An 18,325-nucleotide genomic window follows, 5' to 3' on the forward strand; every position below is an offset into this window, starting at 1 on the left:
TTTTTATCCCCTTATAATTCCATAACTTGTCCCAACTAGCACAGTCTTTTCATGTTGATTGCGATAAACTGACTCGATTGAAACTTTTTTATATCCTTCCATCTGCTCAATATTTGTTAATGTTAATTCACAAGTAATCGTATCTCCTGTAAAGACTGGCCTAATAAACTCACTTACTAATTCTCTCGCTATGTAATGTAACTCTTCGCCTACTTTCGTTCCAATGCTAGCAGTCAATAAACCATGGACCATTAATCTTCCATTTTCATCATATTCCATATGATGCCTACCTTTATCTCCTGTAATATTCGCAAATTCAAAAACTTCTTCCTCAGTAAATCTTCTTTCATATTTAAATACATCCCCAACTTTTATACTCATTTTTATCCCCCTAATAATAAACTGAATTTTCTTTCATTTTATCATAAAATGAGCCTTAATTCATTTTCTATTATGAAAATAAAATCAGGATTACTTCACTATAATTTTTCTATACTTTTCGCTCATTTATCGATGACCATCCCTTTTTGCTACTTGGTATCCATAGTACGCACATGTACCATTTCTCGATAACTCTCTAACTTCAAACCCACAACTTCTATAAAAATCAAAATTGTTCGCAGATGTATGCGCAAACCAATCACCGTGGGGAAGTTTTTGCAAACAAAGAGCTACAAGTTTTTTACCTAATCCCTTTCCCCTATATTCACACTTCACAACTAAATTCAATATGTTCGCGACCATAATTTGATCAGAAATAACTCTAACCATAGCAATCATCTCTTCTTCATCCCAAATTGTGAAAGCCCATGTTGAATTTTCAAATGCTATTGCAAATTTTTCAATTTGCCAAGAAGGGATATTATCATTGCTCCAACCAGCATCTTCAAACAAAGTTTTAATTGCATATGCTGGTACTCCGTTCGTTCCCTCACGAATAATAAATCCATTATGATAAATATACATTTAATCCCCCCTTTTATTTTTATATACCATTCTTCAAAAGATGCAATTTACCTTTTAAAAAAGTAATTTTTTCATCCAACTCGCTTAATTGAATAGACAAGAACATCCATTCCATGAAAGGAAGTTGTTTTCTCGTAAGTAAGTCCTGTTTTTCTAGCAACAAATATTGATGCCGGATGATTCGGGTTAATGAGAGAAATTAATTTATTCATTTGTAATGCTTGGAAACCATAGTCCCGAAATGCCGCCGCTGCTTCTTTCGCATACCCTTTCCCCCAATACTGAGGAAGTAACCAATATCCAATTTCAATTTCCTCTTTTCCATCTACCTTCTGCCTTACTAGCCCCGCATGGCCAATTCGTATTCCTGTTTCCTTTTCAATCATTACAAATAAACCAAGGCCATTTTTATAACTAGGAAGCACCCACTCCTCCAAGCTTTTTTTACATTGCATATATGTTTTTAACGTTCCATTTCCAATATAGCGCATTACCTTCTCGTTTCCCCATAACGAAGCGTAGAACTGTAAATCATCCATTGTATATTTGCGAAATTGTAAGCGATCTGTATGGAACATTTTTAAACTCCTTCCTACCATTTTGTTCTTTATTACACGATCATATTTTGTATGTATAATAAGTGTTACTCTCTATTATAAATGAACCAACACAAAAATATAGAATATTCAATTTTTATAAACATAAAAAAGCAGTAGACAACTATTATCTACTGCATCCATATCATAACTAGCAAAAAGAAAACTACAATTGAGGGGGGTGTAGGATTTTCAAATATACTAGATACTTATCCCGTTCTAACGGGCGGTAAACTTTCCAAATTGTTTTAAAGTGAAAAGTTTACCGCACATAAGAACTTTTTTCTGTTTTGGTTGCAGATGCTTTTTCGGTTCCCTTTGCATTGCAACCTATCAATAAGAAAAAAATAGACAAAATCGCTGTGAATAGCGTAATAGATTTTTTCATTCTTTCACTTATAATTGATAATGATAATCATTAACTACTACTCCACTCTAATCGATAAAGCTTATCGCTGTCAATATAAAACACATACATTTTTTACAAAAAGTAAAAAGCGCTACAAAAAGATTCGTTCTTTTCGTAGCGCTCTATTTAACCATATTACTCACATTTATTTTCCTCTAACTGATCACGCATCACTTTCACACGCTGAAAGAAAAAGAATGATAAACTTAAAAATATAACGATGCTCCCCATCATAACAAAAAATTGTATCGTTTCTTTTGCTCCATTCGGAATCAATAAGCCAACCATTAACAATGTACTTACAGCGAGAAGGATTTGTCCAAACCGAGTATAATCTTCTATTTTCCCTTGTAATTCTTTCATTATATTCTCACTCCTCCATTTCACTGTATCATATTCTATTAAACTGAAAGACAAGTAAATAGAGCCATTCTGGGAGATGTTTTCCAAAAGAAAAAGAGCCGCTTCATTGCGACTCTTTCATATCTATTACACACCTTTATATGCTTCCATATAAATTTCTTTCAATTCCGAAATGAGCGGTAATTTTGGATTAGCTGTTGTGCATTGATCTTCAAAAGCTCTTTCCGCTAATACTCCAACAACCTCTTCAAATTGCTCTTTATCAACTCCTTGTCCTGCAATACTCATATTGATATTCAAGCTTTTTCCAAGCTCAATAATTGCTTGGACAAGTGATTCCACCCCTTCTGCTGTTGAACTTGCTGGAAGCCCGAGCATTCTCGCAATATGTGCATAGCGTTCATCTGCTACAAAATGCTCATATTTTGGGAACAACGCATGTTTTCTTGGCTTAATAGCGTTATATCGAACTACATGCGGCATAAGAATTGCATTTGCGCGTCCGTGCGGAATATGGAATTCTGGTCCAATTTTATGTGCTAAACTGTGATTAATACCGAGGAAAGCATTTGCAAATGCCATCCCTGCGATTGCGGAAGCATTATGCATTTTTTCTCGCGCTTCTTCATCATTTCCATCTTTATATGCCCTCGGTAAATATTTAAATACAAGGTCAATTGCTTTTAATGCTAATCCATCTGTATAGTCATTTGACATAACAGACACATACGCCTCAATCGCATGCGTTAATACGTCCATGCCAGTATCTGCTGTTACATGAGGCGGTACTGTCATTACAAATTGCGGATCAACAATTGCTACATCTGGTGTTAATTCATAATCCGCAAGCGGATATTTTATATTATTTTTCTTATCTGTAATAACCGCAAATGGTGTCACTTCTGATCCTGTCCCTGATGTTGTTGGAATTGCAACAAATTGTGCTTTATTTCCTAAGTTCGGATATTTACATGTACGTTTTCTTATATCTAAAAACTTCTGTTTAATTCCATAAAATGTTGTTTCTGGGTGCTCATAGAAAAGCCACATTCCTTTTGCTGCATCCATAGCTGAACCACCACCAAGCGCGATAATTACATCAGGCTTAAAGCTTTTCATCATATCCGCACCTTTAAATACAGTTTCATCTGATGGATCTGGCTCAACCTCAAAGAAAACTTCAACTTTCACATCATTGGCATGTTTACGTAAATAGTGTGTAACTGTATCGACATAGCCGTGCTCAACCATGCCTGGATCCGTTACAATAAATGCACGTGAAATGTTAGGCATGTTTGCTAAATATGCTGTAGCATGTTTTTCAAAATAAATTTTCGGTGGTAATTTGAACCACTGCATATTCTTTTTTCTATTTGCCAGCCTTTTTATATTTAATAAATGAGTCGCTGTTACGTTTTGTGAAACTGAGTTTTTCCCGTAAGAACCACAGCCAAGCGTAAGTGATGGAATAAATCCATTATATATATCCCCTATTCCACCTTGTGATGAAGGTGCATTTACAATGAGACGACAAGCCTTCATACGTAAACCAAATTGCTTTTGCACTTCTTTGTTTGTAGAATGAATGACCGCTGAATGTCCTAGACCACCAAGGTTCAACATTTCTTCGCAATATGCAAATCCTTCTTCTAATGAATTTGCTTTTACACAAGCTAATACTGGGCTCAGTTTCTCACGAGATAACGGATATGCTGCTCCAATACCTTGAATTTCAGCTACAAGCATTTTTGTATGTTCAGGAACAGTAATCCCAACCAGTTCCGCAATATACTGTGCGGATTTTCCTACAATATCACTATTTACCGCACATGTATTTTCATTAATAACAAGCTTTTCTAATTTTCTTCTCTCTTCCTCTGTTACGAAATAACAATTGTTTGCAGTCATTTCTATTTTAACATCATCATAGATTTCCTTATCGATAATGATTGCTTGTTCCGATGCACAAATCATACCGTTATCAAATGTTTTCGATAAAATTAAATCATTAACAGCTCGTTTTACATGTGCCGATTTCTCTATATAACACGGTACATTACCGGGCCCTACACCTAGTGCTGGTTTCCCAGTTGAGTACGCTGATTTCACCATCCCTGCTCCTCCAGTTGCTAGAACAAGTGCAACACCCTCATGGTTCATTAATTGTTTCGTTGCTTCGACAGACGGTTTTTCAATCCATTGAATACAGTGTTTTGGTGCACCAGCTTTCACTGCTGCATCATATACTGTTTTCGCCGCTGCGACGGAGCAGTTTTGTGCAGAAGGGTGGAATGCAAAAATAATTGGATTTCTTGTTTTTATTGCAATTAACGCTTTAAACATTGTTGTCGACGTTGGATTCGTTACTGGCGTTACCCCTGCTACTACACCAACTGGTTCCGCAATTTCTATTATTTCTTCATGAGGATCTTCATGAATAATTCCTACCGTTTTATCTTTCTTTATACTATGCCAAATATATTCAGTAGCAAATATATTTTTTATGCATTTGTCTTCATATACACCACGGCCCGTTTCTTCAACAGCCAATTTCGCAAGCGGCATATGTTGATCAACACCTGCTAGTGCCATTTCATGAACAATGTTGTCAATTTGCTCTTGTGTAAAACCTTCTAATGCTTTTAAAGCTTTTTGACCGTTATTCACTAACGTATCAATCATTTCTTTTACTTCCTGCATTTCATTTACAACTTTCTCTTTGACTACCATGTAAATTTCCTCCTATTCTACTATTACGGCCCTTATTTGCCCCTATAGGTCACAATAAGTCCCGAATAGTGTAAAAAAATAGAGCTGCCTTCCTACATGAATCCCATTGTTTGTGAAACATTTCACAAGTTTATTCGTGAGTAACATTTCATGAATTCAATATACACGAAATCATTTTATTTGTGTATGTCTATTTTGTGAAACATTTCACAAAATATATAATAAAAATGCACTGCTATATATGAGCAGTGCATTTTTATTATGCTAGTGCCTGTGCTAAATCTTCAATTAAATCTTCACCATCTTCAATACCGACAGAAATACGAATTAATGTATCTGTAATTCCTAATTCTTTGCGGCGATCTGCTGGAATTGATGCATGTGTCATTTGAGATGGGATAGAAATTAAACTTTCTACTGCTCCTAAACTTTCAGCAAGCGTAAAATATTGTAATTTCTCAAGTACATTATTTAGCGTTTCTTCACTATCTACATCAAATGAGATAATGGCACCAAATCCGTTCGCTTGTTCTGTTGCTAATTCGTGATTTTGATGTGATGCAAGACCTGGATAATATACTTTATTTACTTTTGGGTGATTATTTAAAAACTCAGCAATTGCACGTGAATTCGTTTCATGTTCTTCCATACGAATTCCTAAAGTTTTTAACCCACGAAGTAGTAAGAAGCTATCTTGTGGACCAAGAATACCTCCTGTTGAGTTTTGTACAAAGTGAAGGTCTTCTGCTAGTTGCGGGCTATTTACAACTACTAGGCCTGCAACTACGTCACTATGACCTCCTAAATATTTCGTTGCACTATGAAGTACAATGTCTGCTCCTAAAGAAATCGGCGACTGCCAATATGGCGTCATGAATGTGTTATCTATAATTGTTAATAAATCTTTCTCTTTAGCAAGAGTAGATATTTTCTTAATATCAGTAATTTTTAGTAATGGATTCGTTGGTGTTTCCACATAGATCGCTTTCGTATTTGGACGAATTGCTTCTACAACTTCCTCTAGGTTTGTTGTATCTACAAATGTATGCTCAATACCGAAGCGGTTTAACACTTTCGTAATAACACGGTACGTTCCGCCATAAACATCATCTGTTAAAATAACGTGGTCACCTTTTGAGAACAACATAATTGTTGCTGTAATAGCAGCCATTCCAGAACCAAATGCAAATCCAGCATGACCGTTTTCTAATACGGCAATCATTTCTTCTAAAGCTGCACGTGTTGGGTTGCCTGTACGTGAATATTCATATCCTTGATGCTTACCAACTGCTTCTTGTTTATACGTACTTGTTTGATAAATCGGTACGTTTACAGATCCAGTTGAAGGTTCTCCTATGCGAATACCATGAATTAACTTTGTCTTTGCTCTCATTTTTTATTCCCATCCTTTGTATATGTCTTTACTTAAATAGCGCTCACTACTATCAGGAAAAATCGTTACAATATTTGTACCTGGTGTTGCTTTTTCTGCCTCCAGTAAGCTGGCATGAAATGCTGCTCCTGAAGAGCTCCCAACGAGAAGGCCTTCTTTTTGCGCTAATTCTTTTACTCGTAAAAATGCATTTCGATCAGAAATCGTATGAATTTCATCAAAATAAGATGTTTTCAAAAATGGCGGAATGAATTCAAGACCAATTCCTTCTGTTTCATGTGAACCAGCTTTACCACCATTTAAAATAGATCCTTCTGGTTCTACAATAACTGTTTTAATATCTATATTTTTTTCTTTCAAATAAGATGCAGTTCCCATAAATGTACCGCCGGTTCCCGCTCCAGCAACAAATATGTTAATCTCTCCATTCAATGCATCCCACAGTTCAGGACCTAGTGTTTTGAAATAAGCACGCGGGTTTGCTTCATTCGCAAACTGACTTGGAGAGTATGAATTCGGTATTTCATTTACTAACTCTTTTGCTTTTGCAATTGCTCCGGTCATTCCTTGCTCAGTCGGTGTATGCACGACTGTTGCACCTAATGCTTTCATTAATTCTTGTTTTTCAATACTAAACTTCTCTGGTACACAAACAATAACACGTAAATCATGTTCTAACGCTGCAAGTGCCAGTCCAATACCAGTATTTCCAGCAGTCGGTTCAATAATTGTTCCGCCCTGGGTAACAAGCCCTTTTTCTAGCGCATCTTCGATTAATTCTCTTCCTAAACGATCCTTAACGCTTCCACCTGGGTTATAAAATTCAAGCTTCGCAAATAAACGGACCCCTTCTGGAAGTGAAAACCGAGTAATTTCTACAATTGGTGTATGACCAATTAACTCATGAACTCCACGATATACATTCATCGTGTTCTCCCCCTTATTTGCCAATAAAGAAAAGGCAACTGTATGTATTTTCTTTATATGAGACAGTTGCCTTTTTGTTACATTACTTTAACTCTTCTAGTACTTTTACGATAAAGTTTGTAGAATGAAGAGCTGCTTGATCTAAAAATTGATCGAATGAAACATTTGATTCTTTACCAGCAATATCAGAAAGTGCGCGAATGATCACAAACGGAACTTCATATTGGTGGCATACTTGTGCAACAGCTGCCGCTTCCATTTCTACTGCATAAAGATTTTCAAATTTATCACGAATAGCTGCAACGCGGTTCGGATCACTCATAAATGAATCACCTGTTGCAATCATACCTTTTACAACTTGAATATTTTCTTCAGCTTGCATACATTTTTCAGCTAATGCAACTAATGCCTCATCAGCTTTAAATCCAGGCGGCATTCCTGGTACTTGACCATATTCATAGTTAAATGCTGTTACGTCTACGTCATGGTGACGAACTTCTGTCGAAATAACTACATCACCAACATTTAGAGAATGATGGAAGCCACCAGCTGAACCAGTATTAATTACTTTTTCAGGCTTATATTTTTCTAATAAAATTGTCGTTGACATCGCTGCATTTACTTTACCAATACCAGACTTTAACAGGATTACTTCGTGTCCTGCTAATAGTCCTTTCGTAAATTCACAACCTGCAACCGTTTCTGTTTCTGCTTGTTCTAATTTGTCACGTAAAATACGTACTTCTTCTTCCATTGCTCCAATTACAGCAATTCTCAATCTAATCCCTCTTTCTATTGCTTAGTTGCCTCCATTACCCAAACGAAATGATTTAATCTCGTAAACGTTACATGGAAGCCATTGTTTTCAAATATAGTCTGCATGACCGGAATACGTGTATAGTATTCCGTTTGCAAATCGTTTGCTAACTGGTGAAATCCTCTTTGTTTTGCTGTTTCAACAGTTTTATCATATGCATCTTGATCTGCAAATATCGTATCAGCAAACACTATTTTACCACCTTTGTTTAGCAATTGACTATACTTCGCAACAGCTACATTTTTTTCATCATCTGTTAAATGATGAAATGCATAGGTGCTTACAATGGTATCAATTGAATTCGGAACTTCAAACGAAAGAAAATCACCTTCTGTAATAGAAAACTCTTTTGGCAATTTCTCTTTTGCAATAATGCGCATTTCACGCGACGGCTCTATACCGTAAACTGTACGACCGGCAAGTAATAATTTATTTGTTAAATTGCCAGTACCAACACCAAATTCTAATACGTTACCAAATGACTTGTTAACTACATCCTCTAAAATGTCCTCATAATGGGCGAAAACTTCTTTATATTGTATATCTTCGCCTTGTACGAATGAGTCGTACGTATGAGCCCACTCATCAAATAAACCATTAAATTCTGTACCCATAAAAATTCCCCTTTTTCTTATCGGTTTTATCAGTATGATATTCCCTCTTTCCAAAAATGTCAATTGAAATGTACATGGTATTTCCTTCTTTTCTTTGTTACACTGTAGTTGATTACATAGGAGAGGGGGCATCTTCGTGTCATTTACCTTTGAAATGTTAGAAGATAAAATAGAATTTTTTGAAGCCGGAGACTTAGCTTCTTTAGAAAGAAAAATTAGTGAACAAATCGATAATAATAAAGCACTTATGCTTGAAGTTCATCACATCTCGCATCAAATGGTTATGGATCCTGAAAGCAAAAGACCGTATTATAGCGCAGTTGTTCATTTTAAATTAAAGAAATTACGCTAACTAAAAAAGAGAAGCTCCCAAGGAGCTTCTCTTTTTTAGTTTAGAGTTTGAACAAGCACTGGTTTCCAGCCCTCATTGTCTACCCAATCAATATTTACATAATACTTTTTACCCGATTGCTTATCTTGTACATTACCGTAGGCTTTATTCTTACCGTTATTTCCGATTCTATGAACAATTAATTGCTCTACTGGAACGTCAATTGCAGCGGAAATCGCTTTATTCATCTCATTCCAATCTGCTGTACCTTTATTAAACGTCATCGCAGGTGTTGCACCTTGTTCTGTACCTACTGGCTTCCAAGAAGGCTTCGTATAAGCATCTGTTGCCTTTGGCTGTGTTTTTTCAGCTGGTACTTTCTCGTTAGCTTTCGCTTCTTCTTCAGCTTTCTTCTGTTCTTCTTCAGCCTTTTGCTTCTCTTCTTCTTCCTTCTTCTTAGCCTCTGTCTTCTCTTGTTCGTCCTTCTTCGTCTCTTCTTTACCTTTAGCTTTCTCAGCTTTATTTTCTTTTGTTGTTTGCTGAGCTACCTTTTTATCACTAGAAGACGCTTGCTCTTTTGTGTCAGGAACAAACAATTGATATGCTACAATAGCTACTGCTACTAATACAATAGCGATTGCAATATTTAAAACACCGTTTTGACGACGTTTTTGTTGTTTCTGTTGGAATCTAGATCCTCCTGCCATTCTTCAAACCTCCATGCAGTTTTTCCTACTTGCTATTGTAACATTAAATCTAGAAAGGTTGAACATTTACAATAATATTTTCTCATGAAATAAAAACATTTCACTATAAATTTCACTATAAATTGCAAGATTACTTTTCATTCTCTAACTGATGGATTGCTTCTACGATATCTTTGAAAATGGTTGTAACTTTATTTACATTGCTATCAGTTTCTATATCAACGACAACTAAAGCATATCTTGGATTTTCATATGGAAAATAGCCTGCAAACCAGCGATTCACCTTCGTTCCTTTCCCTGTTTGCGCCGTCCCAGATTTTCCAGCGACACTTAGTGGTAACGATCGGAATGCTGCTCCTGTTCCTTTCTCTGCTGTTACAACGCCTCTTAATAACTCCTGTAATGTTTTCACTGTTTCATAAGAAAGCTGTTTTCCATTTAATTTATGGTTTTCAAATGTAAAAAAGTTACTTCCACTTTTATACACTATTTTTTCAACAGCTTTCACTTCCATCTTTTCTCCATTCCTAGCAATCGTCGCCATCATATTTGCGATTGCTAGAGGTGATATACGTACATCTTTCTGTCCAATTGCTGTTTGCGCTACCGCTTTCTTACTATTTTTATTTTCTTCACTCCCCCAAATAATAGCACTCTTCTCCTCAGGCATTTGCTCGAAACGAGATGTATGAAATACCGGACCATTCCAACCAATCTTTCCAGCGGCTCCTAACGCTTCTACGTACGTTTCTAGTACATCCCTATCCTTTTGCATTAGCTCGTTACCTAACTCTGAAAATGTCCTGTTACAGCTTCTAGCAAAGCTTTCTTTAAAACTGAGTGTCCCCATCATAACTTGAGGGGCTTTTTCACCATATAAATCTTTATTACAATTAAATGTACGATTAAACACTTTTACATTTTGCTCAATCGTTGCAGCTGCAACTACTGTTTTAAAAACAGATCCAGGAAAATGTGGTGTTAACATTTGATTTTCAAGTGTAGCTTTATATAATTTTTCATTTTTCACCTGTAAAGATGGTTTGCTGACCAACGCTAATATTTCATTTGTCTTTACATCAAGTAATACTAATCCTCCCTTCATTATTTCACTGGATTCTATTACCTCTTCTGCTTTTTGCTGCAACTCTTTATGTAAAGTAGTTTGAATCGTAACTGGATAGAACGGATTTCCTGGTGAAGTGTATTTCGCCTGCTTTCCGAAAATCGGTTCTCCCTGCCGGTCCACTTGATACAATACTTTTGCCTCTCCATCAGTCAATAAAAATTCATCAAATGATTGCTGTAATCCGGAAATACCAATTGGCGTTTGTTTTGAAATTTTTTTCACTTCTCCATATCGCTTTTGAAATTCTCGTTCATTCTCCCCCACTTCACCGATTAAATGATTTATCTCTCCGTTTTGCTTTAATCGAACTTCAGCTGCTACAATACCTAATACATTTAATTGATTCACCTTTTCCATCTGCTCTCGTGCCAATTGAAATGGCCCATTTTCCCTTTGCAATATAATTGCATTTTTTTTATCTTTCATTTGTCTTTTAATCTCTTGTCTCGACACACCAATGATATGCGCAATTTTCTCTAACATGTCATTTTTTATTTGTAAAAATGGAAAAATAATTAAAACTGGGTATTTCTCTTCACCAATTTTTTTACCATTCCGATCAATAAAATGTCCTCTTCCATCATCTACTGTAAGTGATTGTGTTCGTTGCGTAACGCTTCTTTCAATCAAGTTGATATTTCGATCAGTAAATGATTCAGTATCTATAATCTGTATTTGGATTAAGCGACAAAGTAATAAAAACATTACACCTATAAAACAAATTAAAACAATTGTAATTCTCCGTTTTATTTCCATAAAAAAACACCTCGTCTATTGTAGTTTGGACGGAGTGTTTAATCTTTTATACAAATAAAAAAAATCACTCGTTTTTACACGAGTGATTTTTTTATTATTTTACAGAGATAATCTCTACTTGCATTTCTCCACCTGGTGTTTGGATTGCTACTTTCTCACCAATTTGCTTACCTAATAAGCTTTTTGCGATTGGAGAATCGTTAGAAATTCTTCCTTCAAACGGGTCAGCTTCCGCGCTACCTACGATTGTGTAAGCCTCTTCATCTCCATCTGGTAACTCTTTAAATGTTACTGTTTTACCTAATGTAACAACAGTAGATTCTTCGCCATTATCTTGGATGATAACTGCGTTGCGAATCATATTTTCTAATTGTGTAATACGTCCTTCTACGAACGCTTGCTCATCTTTTGCCGCATCGTACTCAGAGTTCTCAGAAAGGTCTCCGAAGCTACGTGCGATTTTAATACGTTCTACTACTTCTTTACGTCTTACTGTTTTTAATTGCTCAAGTTCGTTCTCTAGTTTTTGCTTACCCTCTTGCGTCATAGGGTATGTTTTTTCTGTTGACATATTTTCCACTCCTTTTATATACCAATCCCCCGAAAAAAGAGGAGTTCCATATGAAAACTCCTCCGCTTCCATTGTTAGCGAAGGTTTCTAGTACCCTTGCACTAGCGGAGTTGTCACATACAACCCCGTATTTCCAATTCTTCTTTATATAAAGAAGATATGTATGGAAAGTTGATATAAATATGCCCTCACCTATATATAGATGAGGTTGCATGTTTCATTGTATTCGATAGGAAGGGAAAAAATCCCTTCCTATCGTATATCTTTTACTATGCTATTACAAATTTACTTTTTGTTCAAGAATTGTTGCAATTTTTGTCACCATAATATCAATCGCAACGTGGTTTTGTCCACCTTCAGGGATAATAATATCCGCAAATTTCTTAGAAGGCTCAATAAATTGATTGTGCATTGGACGTACAACACTTACGTATTGATCAATAACTGAATCCATCGTACGACCGCGCTCTTTAATATCACGCTGCATGCGGCGCAGAATACGAAGATCCGCATCTGTATCAACGAATAGCTTAATGTCCATTAACTCACAAAGACGTGGGTCTTCTAAAATAAGAATTCCTTCTAAAATGATTACATCTTTCGGCTCAACTGGAATAATTTCTTCTGAACGCGTATGCAATGTATAGTCATATACAGGCTTATCAATTTGCTCATATGCAAGCAACTGCTGCAAATGTTCAATTAACAGATCATTATCAAACGCAAGCGGATGATCATAATTTGTTTTTAAACGTTCTTCCATTGGTAAATGGCTTTGATCTTTATAATAATAATCTTGCTCTAAGATTAAAATAGAATGACCTTGAAAATGGTCAAAAATCGCTTTCGTTACACTCGTTTTACCTGATCCTGAACCACCAGCAATTCCAATTACAACAGGCTTATTCGTCCCCATTCGACTACCACTCTTTCTTATTGAAGTATGCTTTTGCGCATCATATTATTCACATACACTGGTTGATCCACTTTGAATTTCACGATTTGCAACGGATGTCTCGCTGCATCTAATTCGTTTCCATCCTCATCCCAAATTTTCTCCACCGTCTGCGTAAAGTTTTCTATTTCTGGTCCAAAGAACTCAACTTCATGTCCTGGTTTGAAATGATTACGTTGCTCAATCGTTACAATGCCCGTTTCTTCATTATAATCTAACACTAAACCAGCAAAATCATACGTTGTTTTCTTACTATGATTTCCAAACATTTGCTCTTGATGTCCTGGAACCCCTTCAAAGAATGCAGGAGCTGTATCACGATTTGCACATTTATCAAGCTCATCTAACCATTCTTGTTTAAACTCAAAATTATCAGGATCCGCACAATACGCATCAATTACTTTACGATATACAGTTGCTACAGTCGCTACGTAATGGATAGATTTCATACGTCCTTCAACTTTCAAGCTGTCAATTCCAATTTCAATCATTTTCGGAATTGATAAAATTAAATTTAAATCTTTTGGACTCATCGCAAAATGAGCATCTTCTTCTTGGAATAGAGGAAGCTCTTTTGCATCTTTATGTTGTGATACCGTTTGAACTAAATCATAGTCCCAGCGACAAGATTGACAACAACCACCACGGTTAGAGTCACGCGCTGTCATATGGTTACTTAATGTACATCTTCCTGAATATGCGATACACATTGCACCATGGACGAATGCTTCAATTTCAATATCCACTTTTTCTTTAATTTCTTTCATCTCTTCATAGCTTGCTTCACGAGCTAATACAAGACGATGTAAACCTTCTTCTTTCCAATACTGTGCTGCTTTCCAGTTGGATAGTGATTGTTGTGTACTTAAATGCACCTCAACAGAAGGCGCTACACGTTTACACGTCTCAATAATAAGCGGATCGGCAACGATAATTCCCGTTACGCCAGCTTTTTCAATCCCTTTTAAATATTCCTCTAGCCCGTCCATATTTTCATTATGTGCAAAGATATTTGTAGTTACGTATATTTTTGCTCCATATTTCTTTGCGAACTCAACGCCTTCTGCCATTTCTTCTAGCGTAAAGTTACCTGCGTTCGAACGAAGACCAAATTCTTGTCCACCTAAATATACAGCATCTGCCCCATAATGGATAGCTACTTTTAATTTTTCTAAGTTACCCGCAGGGATTAACAGTTCAGGCTTCTTCACAATAACGCGTTTGCCATCGATCACTCGTGAAATTTCTTGTACAGTCATTTCCTACACCCTCCTCGTTTAGTAAACCGTTTCTTTAAAGAAGAATCCTGTATCTAACGGACGATTTACTGGTTGCATTTCTTCTATTTCTTTATATAGATCATCTTTCACGTCATAATACGCATCACGATCTTCCACACATAAATCAATCGCTTGACGATATTTCTTCGTTACTTCAATAATGTATTCAGAGCTTTTTAGTACTCCATCGATTTTTAAGCTATCGACTTCAGCATCGATTAGTTCCTCTAATTCATCGATGAAACAAATATCGTTCGGACTCATAATGTGAGTACCATTTTCATCTTCATAGATTGGATATTTATTGTTACGCTCTGGGTCATATAAAAACATATTCTCTTCATATTTTTTCTTTTCAATATCAAGATTACGTCCTTGATACTCAAAGTAGTTTCCTACTAACGAACGCTTCGATTGGAACATACAAGTCATACCGTGAATTTGTACTTCAAGTTCCACTTCAGCATTTTCTTTTAAATCAACAATTTCATCTAAGCTAAGCTCACGAGCTAATACAGCGCGCTTCGCCCCCCTTTGACCCCAATAGTTACAAGTGAACCAGTTTGTTGCTGTTGTTTCTGTATTCCAGTGCAACTGCATATTTGGCGCTACTTCACGAACAGCCATTAATACCGCTGGATCTCCGAAGACAATTGCATCTACATGTAATTCGTTTAAAAATGCAACGTAATCTGTTAATTCTTCTACTTTATCGTTGTGGAACATAGCGTTCATTGCTACGTATACTTTCACACCATTTTCATGCGCAATTTTAACAGCTTGTTTTACATCTTCACGTGAAAATTCCCCTGCTAAACGTAAACCAAACTTTTGCTCACCGATCATTACCGCATCTGCTCCTGCTTTCGCAAGAGGTTCGATATCCGCCACCGCTCTTGGCGTTACTAACAATTCAGGTTTCTTCATACCTTGGTCACCCTCTCTTTTTACTAACAGCTACTCCATCACCAATTGGGAAAATCGTTGTATCATATCCTTCATGGTTCATAAGCCATTCATTGTACGTCTTAATACGACGGATTAAACCACGTGTACGTCTGTTTTCAATTTTCTCTTTTGTCGTTACAAGACCATGGTACATAACATTATCTGAAATAATTACGCCACCAGGATTTAATAACGGTTCATATAAGTCAAAAAAGCGACGATATTGTCCTTTTGCTGCATCAATAAAAATAACGTCAAATGTTCCGTGTTCTTTTACTTGTTCGCCCGTCTCTAACGCATCACCGTATATAACTGCAATACGTTCTTTTACTGGGGAACGTTCTATATATTCAAGTGCTTTTTCATATCGATCACGATTGCGCTCAACTGTCACAATACGTGAATTTGGAATAGCTTGCATCATACGAATACTAGAATAGCCAATTGCTGTACCAAGCTCTAAAATGCTTTTTGGTCCAATTAAACGTAAAAATTGCAGCATAAATTCCATTCCAAGTCGATCCATAATCGGCACATGATTTTCTGTTGCATATTCTTCCATTTCAAGAATTAATTTATCTTTTGGATCAATAAATGATAATAGGTACTCGTTAACTGCATCCTCCATAAATGGTCCTCCTTATTTACATGGAGAAGTGCCTCTATGACGTCTTTTCACACATAGAATGCAATAAAAATACAAGCCAGCTTCACCCTTAGCTTGTACGTCCCGTTTTGATATTAAAAACGATTCTTCTGCCAGTTTTTAACCCGATATATTTTACCACAAAAAAGAGGGATGTGCGACCTTTTTCGCTATCCCTCCCCATTTCACTGTTTTTTCGTAATATATTTTTGCTTTAATGCATTATGCTCTTCCAATGTTTTCGCATAGTACACTTCACCACTTGGTGCAGCTAAGAAATAATAATAATCTGTTTGTGCAGGTTCTAACGCAGCTTCCACTGAATGTTTACCCGAGTTCGCAATCGGCCCTACTGGCAATCCTTTCACAACATACGTATTGTACGGTGAGTTTACCTTTAAATCTTCGTATAATACACGTTGTTTATGCTTTCCAAGTGCGTATAATACCGTTGGATCCGTTTGAAGCGGCATACCTTTTGCTAAACGATTATAGAAGACACTAGATATCTTTTGGCGATCTGTAAAACCAGTTGCCTCTTCTTCAATAAGTGAAGACAATGTTAAAAGCTGGTGAACATCCCAGTTCTTTGCTTTTATTTTCGCCTCGTTTTGAACAATGATTGCGTTCGTTTTATCAAGCATTGGAATTACAATTTCCTCTAACGTCGTATCTTTCTTATAGAACGAATATGTCGCAGGATATAAGTAACCTTCTAATGGATATTTAATATTGCTATCAAAGATTTTATCCGTTAATAACTTCGGATACTTTTGCTGCATTTTTTGAACGAATGCTTTATCGTTTAATTGACGCACAACATCATCTTTATTCCACTTTAATTCTGCCGCAATCGCTTCTGCAATTTCGGTTACTTGTGCTCCTTCTTTTATCGTCACTTTATAAAGAGCTGGACGATGTACATTACCAGATGACATTTGTTCCATGACATCTTCAGCACCCATGGAAGGATTTAATAAATATGTACCAGCTTGTAAATTTTTCGATTTAGCTTTTGCATAAAAACTAAAGACTGTACCGTTTTTCACAGCACCTTTTTCTTCTAAAATCTCACCAATTTTACTTGTAGAGGAACCCTTAGGAATCTCTACTTCAATCTCTTTTTTATTCCCGCTATCAACCGGCCCTAACGCCGATGAAATATACGCATAGACTGAACCACAAACTAAGAGCAGTGCAATAATCGAAAATAAAAAAATGCGTCTACGCTTCTTTTTCACTTGATTCTCTACCAAAACTCTTCCTCCTTATTCAATTGTAGACCATATGTATATGTTTCTATACAGCATGATGGAAAACCACAACAAATCCGCTTAGCTCTTTTAATAGCCATTTTATTTTTCTACAATCCGTCTCATTATACTACAAAGGATTGCGTAGTTTCGACAAAAAATCTTTCATTTTACATATAAATACAAAAAAAGATGGACTGTATGTCGTCCATCTTTTCAGTACTTATTATTCTGCATCTTGCTCATCAGCAAGAGTGTTGAACATTTCTTGTACCATTTCCCACTCTTCTTCAGATTCGATTGGAAGTAAAGTTCCGCCCTCTTCTTCATTTTGCTCATAAGCCATTGCATCATAAATTTGGTCTCCATCTTCGTCTACTTCACCGATTGGAGAGAAGACTACGTATGATTTTTTGCCAAATTTTTCAGCATCAAAAGTGAAAATAATTTCACATAAATGTTCGTTACCTTTTTCGTCTACAATTGTAATTTGATTTTCTTCCATTTTGGTCACCTCTTATTTACTATCTAAAAATCCTTGTAAGATTACGACTGCAGCCATCTTGTCGATTACCTGTTTTCGCTTCTTACGACTTACGTCAGCTGAAATGAGTAGACGTTCCGCTGCCATTGTTGACAAACGCTCGTCCCACATTACAACGTCTAATTGTAACAGCTCTCGTAGGTTTTCTGCAAATTGTTGGCAAGCTTCACCACGCGGGCCAATTGTACCATTCATATTTTTAGGTAAACCTACTACTATTTTGTCCACATCGTACTGTTTTACTAACTCAGAAATACGATCAAAACCAAATTGACCTCGTTCTTCGTTAATCTTGATTGTTTCCAGTCCTTGTGCTGTCCAGCCCATTTCATCGCTAATTGCAACGCCGACTGTTTTTGTACCAACATCTAAACCTAATATCCGCATAAA

Annotated in this window: 20 protein-coding genes and 1 pseudogene; 1 reads left to right on the plus strand and 20 read right to left on the minus strand. The window is 36.3% G+C overall.

Going from position 1 to position 18,325, the window contains the following annotated elements; all coding sequences use genetic code 11:
• Positions 1 to 3: 3 nt before the first annotated feature.
• The 10 genes and pseudogenes from ACQKNR_RS04485 to ACQKNR_RS04530 all read right to left on the minus strand — a co-directional run bounded on the left by ACQKNR_RS04485 (position 4) and on the right by ACQKNR_RS04530 (position 8,815).
• Positions 4 to 381 carry a MaoC/PaaZ C-terminal domain-containing protein gene (locus ACQKNR_RS04485; RefSeq protein WP_000025008.1) on the minus strand — a complete coding sequence of 126 codons (378 nt, stop codon included), beginning with the start codon at positions 379 to 381 and terminating at the stop codon, positions 4 to 6.
• Positions 382 to 507: 126 nt separating this feature from the next.
• Positions 508 to 966, minus strand: coding sequence for a GNAT family N-acetyltransferase (locus ACQKNR_RS04490; protein ID WP_427315649.1), 459 nt, complete (start codon positions 964 to 966; stop codon positions 508 to 510).
• 71 nt (positions 967 to 1,037) lie between these two features.
• Positions 1,038 to 1,565, minus strand: a complete 528-nt coding sequence (locus tag ACQKNR_RS04495) for a GNAT family N-acetyltransferase (protein WP_427315651.1) — start codon at positions 1,563 to 1,565, stop codon at positions 1,038 to 1,040.
• Between the two features lie 271 nt (positions 1,566 to 1,836).
• Positions 1,837 to 1,950 (minus strand): annotated as a pseudogene (locus ACQKNR_RS04500) (ABC transporter substrate-binding protein); the annotation flags it as partial.
• 156 nt (positions 1,951 to 2,106) lie between these two features.
• Positions 2,107 to 2,334, minus strand: coding sequence for a YrhC family protein (locus tag ACQKNR_RS04505; protein WP_427315653.1), 228 nt, complete (start codon positions 2,332 to 2,334; stop codon positions 2,107 to 2,109).
• Positions 2,335 to 2,460: 126 nt separating this feature from the next.
• Positions 2,461 to 5,064, minus strand: a complete 2,604-nt coding sequence (adhE, locus tag ACQKNR_RS04510) for a bifunctional acetaldehyde-CoA/alcohol dehydrogenase (RefSeq protein ID WP_427315655.1) — start codon at positions 5,062 to 5,064, stop codon at positions 2,461 to 2,463.
• Positions 5,065 to 5,323: 259 nt separating this feature from the next.
• Entirely contained in the window at positions 5,324 to 6,457 is a 1,134-nt protein-coding gene (locus ACQKNR_RS04515) for a bifunctional cystathionine gamma-lyase/homocysteine desulfhydrase (protein WP_427315657.1), read from the minus strand.
• A 3-nt stretch (positions 6,458 to 6,460) separates the two neighbouring features.
• On the minus strand, positions 6,461 to 7,384 hold the full coding sequence (locus ACQKNR_RS04520) for an O-acetylserine dependent cystathionine beta-synthase (protein WP_427315659.1): 924 nt from the start codon (positions 7,382 to 7,384) through the stop codon (positions 6,461 to 6,463).
• Between the two features lie 82 nt (positions 7,385 to 7,466).
• A complete protein-coding gene (gene mtnN, locus ACQKNR_RS04525) occupies positions 7,467 to 8,162 on the minus strand; it encodes a 5'-methylthioadenosine/S-adenosylhomocysteine nucleosidase (protein WP_001217025.1) in 696 nt (231 codons plus the stop codon).
• A gap of 14 nt (positions 8,163 to 8,176) precedes the next feature.
• Positions 8,177 to 8,815, minus strand: coding sequence for a class I SAM-dependent DNA methyltransferase (locus ACQKNR_RS04530; protein ID WP_098391019.1), 639 nt, complete (start codon positions 8,813 to 8,815; stop codon positions 8,177 to 8,179).
• Between the two features lie 136 nt (positions 8,816 to 8,951).
• On the opposite strand from ACQKNR_RS04530, the gene ACQKNR_RS04535 reads away from it, so the two are divergent.
• Positions 8,952 to 9,167, plus strand: a complete 216-nt coding sequence (locus ACQKNR_RS04535) for a YrzA family protein (RefSeq protein ID WP_000010979.1) — start codon at positions 8,952 to 8,954, stop codon at positions 9,165 to 9,167.
• A 35-nt stretch (positions 9,168 to 9,202) separates the two neighbouring features.
• On the opposite strand, the gene ACQKNR_RS04540 is transcribed toward ACQKNR_RS04535, so the two are convergent.
• The 10 genes from ACQKNR_RS04540 to ruvX all read right to left on the minus strand — a co-directional run bounded on the left by ACQKNR_RS04540 (position 9,203) and on the right by ruvX (position 18,322).
• Positions 9,203 to 9,853 (minus strand): YrrS family protein, encoded by a 651-nt coding sequence (locus ACQKNR_RS04540; RefSeq protein ID WP_427315661.1) that lies wholly within the window; start codon positions 9,851 to 9,853, stop codon positions 9,203 to 9,205.
• A gap of 130 nt (positions 9,854 to 9,983) precedes the next feature.
• On the minus strand, positions 9,984 to 11,738 hold the full coding sequence (locus tag ACQKNR_RS04545) for a peptidoglycan D,D-transpeptidase FtsI family protein (protein WP_427315663.1): 1,755 nt from the start codon (positions 11,736 to 11,738) through the stop codon (positions 9,984 to 9,986).
• Positions 11,739 to 11,832: 94 nt separating this feature from the next.
• Positions 11,833 to 12,309: a transcription elongation factor GreA gene (greA, locus tag ACQKNR_RS04550; RefSeq protein ID WP_427315665.1), complete on the minus strand. Its 477-nt coding sequence runs from the start codon at positions 12,307 to 12,309 to the stop codon at positions 11,833 to 11,835.
• Between the two features lie 277 nt (positions 12,310 to 12,586).
• Positions 12,587 to 13,225, minus strand: coding sequence for a uridine kinase (gene udk / locus ACQKNR_RS04555; RefSeq protein WP_025147365.1), 639 nt, complete (start codon positions 13,223 to 13,225; stop codon positions 12,587 to 12,589).
• Positions 13,226 to 13,242: 17 nt separating this feature from the next.
• Positions 13,243 to 14,523 (minus strand): peptidase U32 family protein, encoded by a 1,281-nt coding sequence (locus ACQKNR_RS04560; protein WP_000217969.1) that lies wholly within the window; start codon positions 14,521 to 14,523, stop codon positions 13,243 to 13,245.
• Positions 14,524 to 14,541: 18 nt separating this feature from the next.
• The gene (locus ACQKNR_RS04565) at positions 14,542 to 15,471 is read right to left on the minus strand and encodes a peptidase U32 family protein (RefSeq protein ID WP_427315666.1); all 930 of its coding nucleotides are present in this window, start codon (positions 15,469 to 15,471) and stop codon (positions 14,542 to 14,544) included.
• Between the two features lie 7 nt (positions 15,472 to 15,478).
• On the minus strand, positions 15,479 to 16,120 hold the full coding sequence (locus ACQKNR_RS04570; RefSeq protein ID WP_427315668.1) for an O-methyltransferase: 642 nt from the start codon (positions 16,118 to 16,120) through the stop codon (positions 15,479 to 15,481).
• Positions 16,121 to 16,323: 203 nt separating this feature from the next.
• A complete protein-coding gene (gene mltG, locus ACQKNR_RS04575; RefSeq protein WP_427315670.1) occupies positions 16,324 to 17,394 on the minus strand; it encodes an endolytic transglycosylase MltG in 1,071 nt (356 codons plus the stop codon).
• Positions 17,395 to 17,617: 223 nt separating this feature from the next.
• Positions 17,618 to 17,896 (minus strand): DUF1292 domain-containing protein, encoded by a 279-nt coding sequence (locus ACQKNR_RS04580; RefSeq protein ID WP_098945906.1) that lies wholly within the window; start codon positions 17,894 to 17,896, stop codon positions 17,618 to 17,620.
• Positions 17,897 to 17,908: 12 nt separating this feature from the next.
• Positions 17,909 to 18,322, minus strand: a complete 414-nt coding sequence (ruvX, locus tag ACQKNR_RS04585) for a Holliday junction resolvase RuvX (protein ID WP_001221197.1) — start codon at positions 18,320 to 18,322, stop codon at positions 17,909 to 17,911.
• Positions 18,323 to 18,325 lie beyond the last annotated feature (3 nt).

The sequence above is a fragment of the Bacillus sp. NPDC094077 genome, from assembly GCF_050279465.1.
Classification (GTDB): domain Bacteria; phylum Bacillota; class Bacilli; order Bacillales; family Bacillaceae_G; genus Bacillus_A.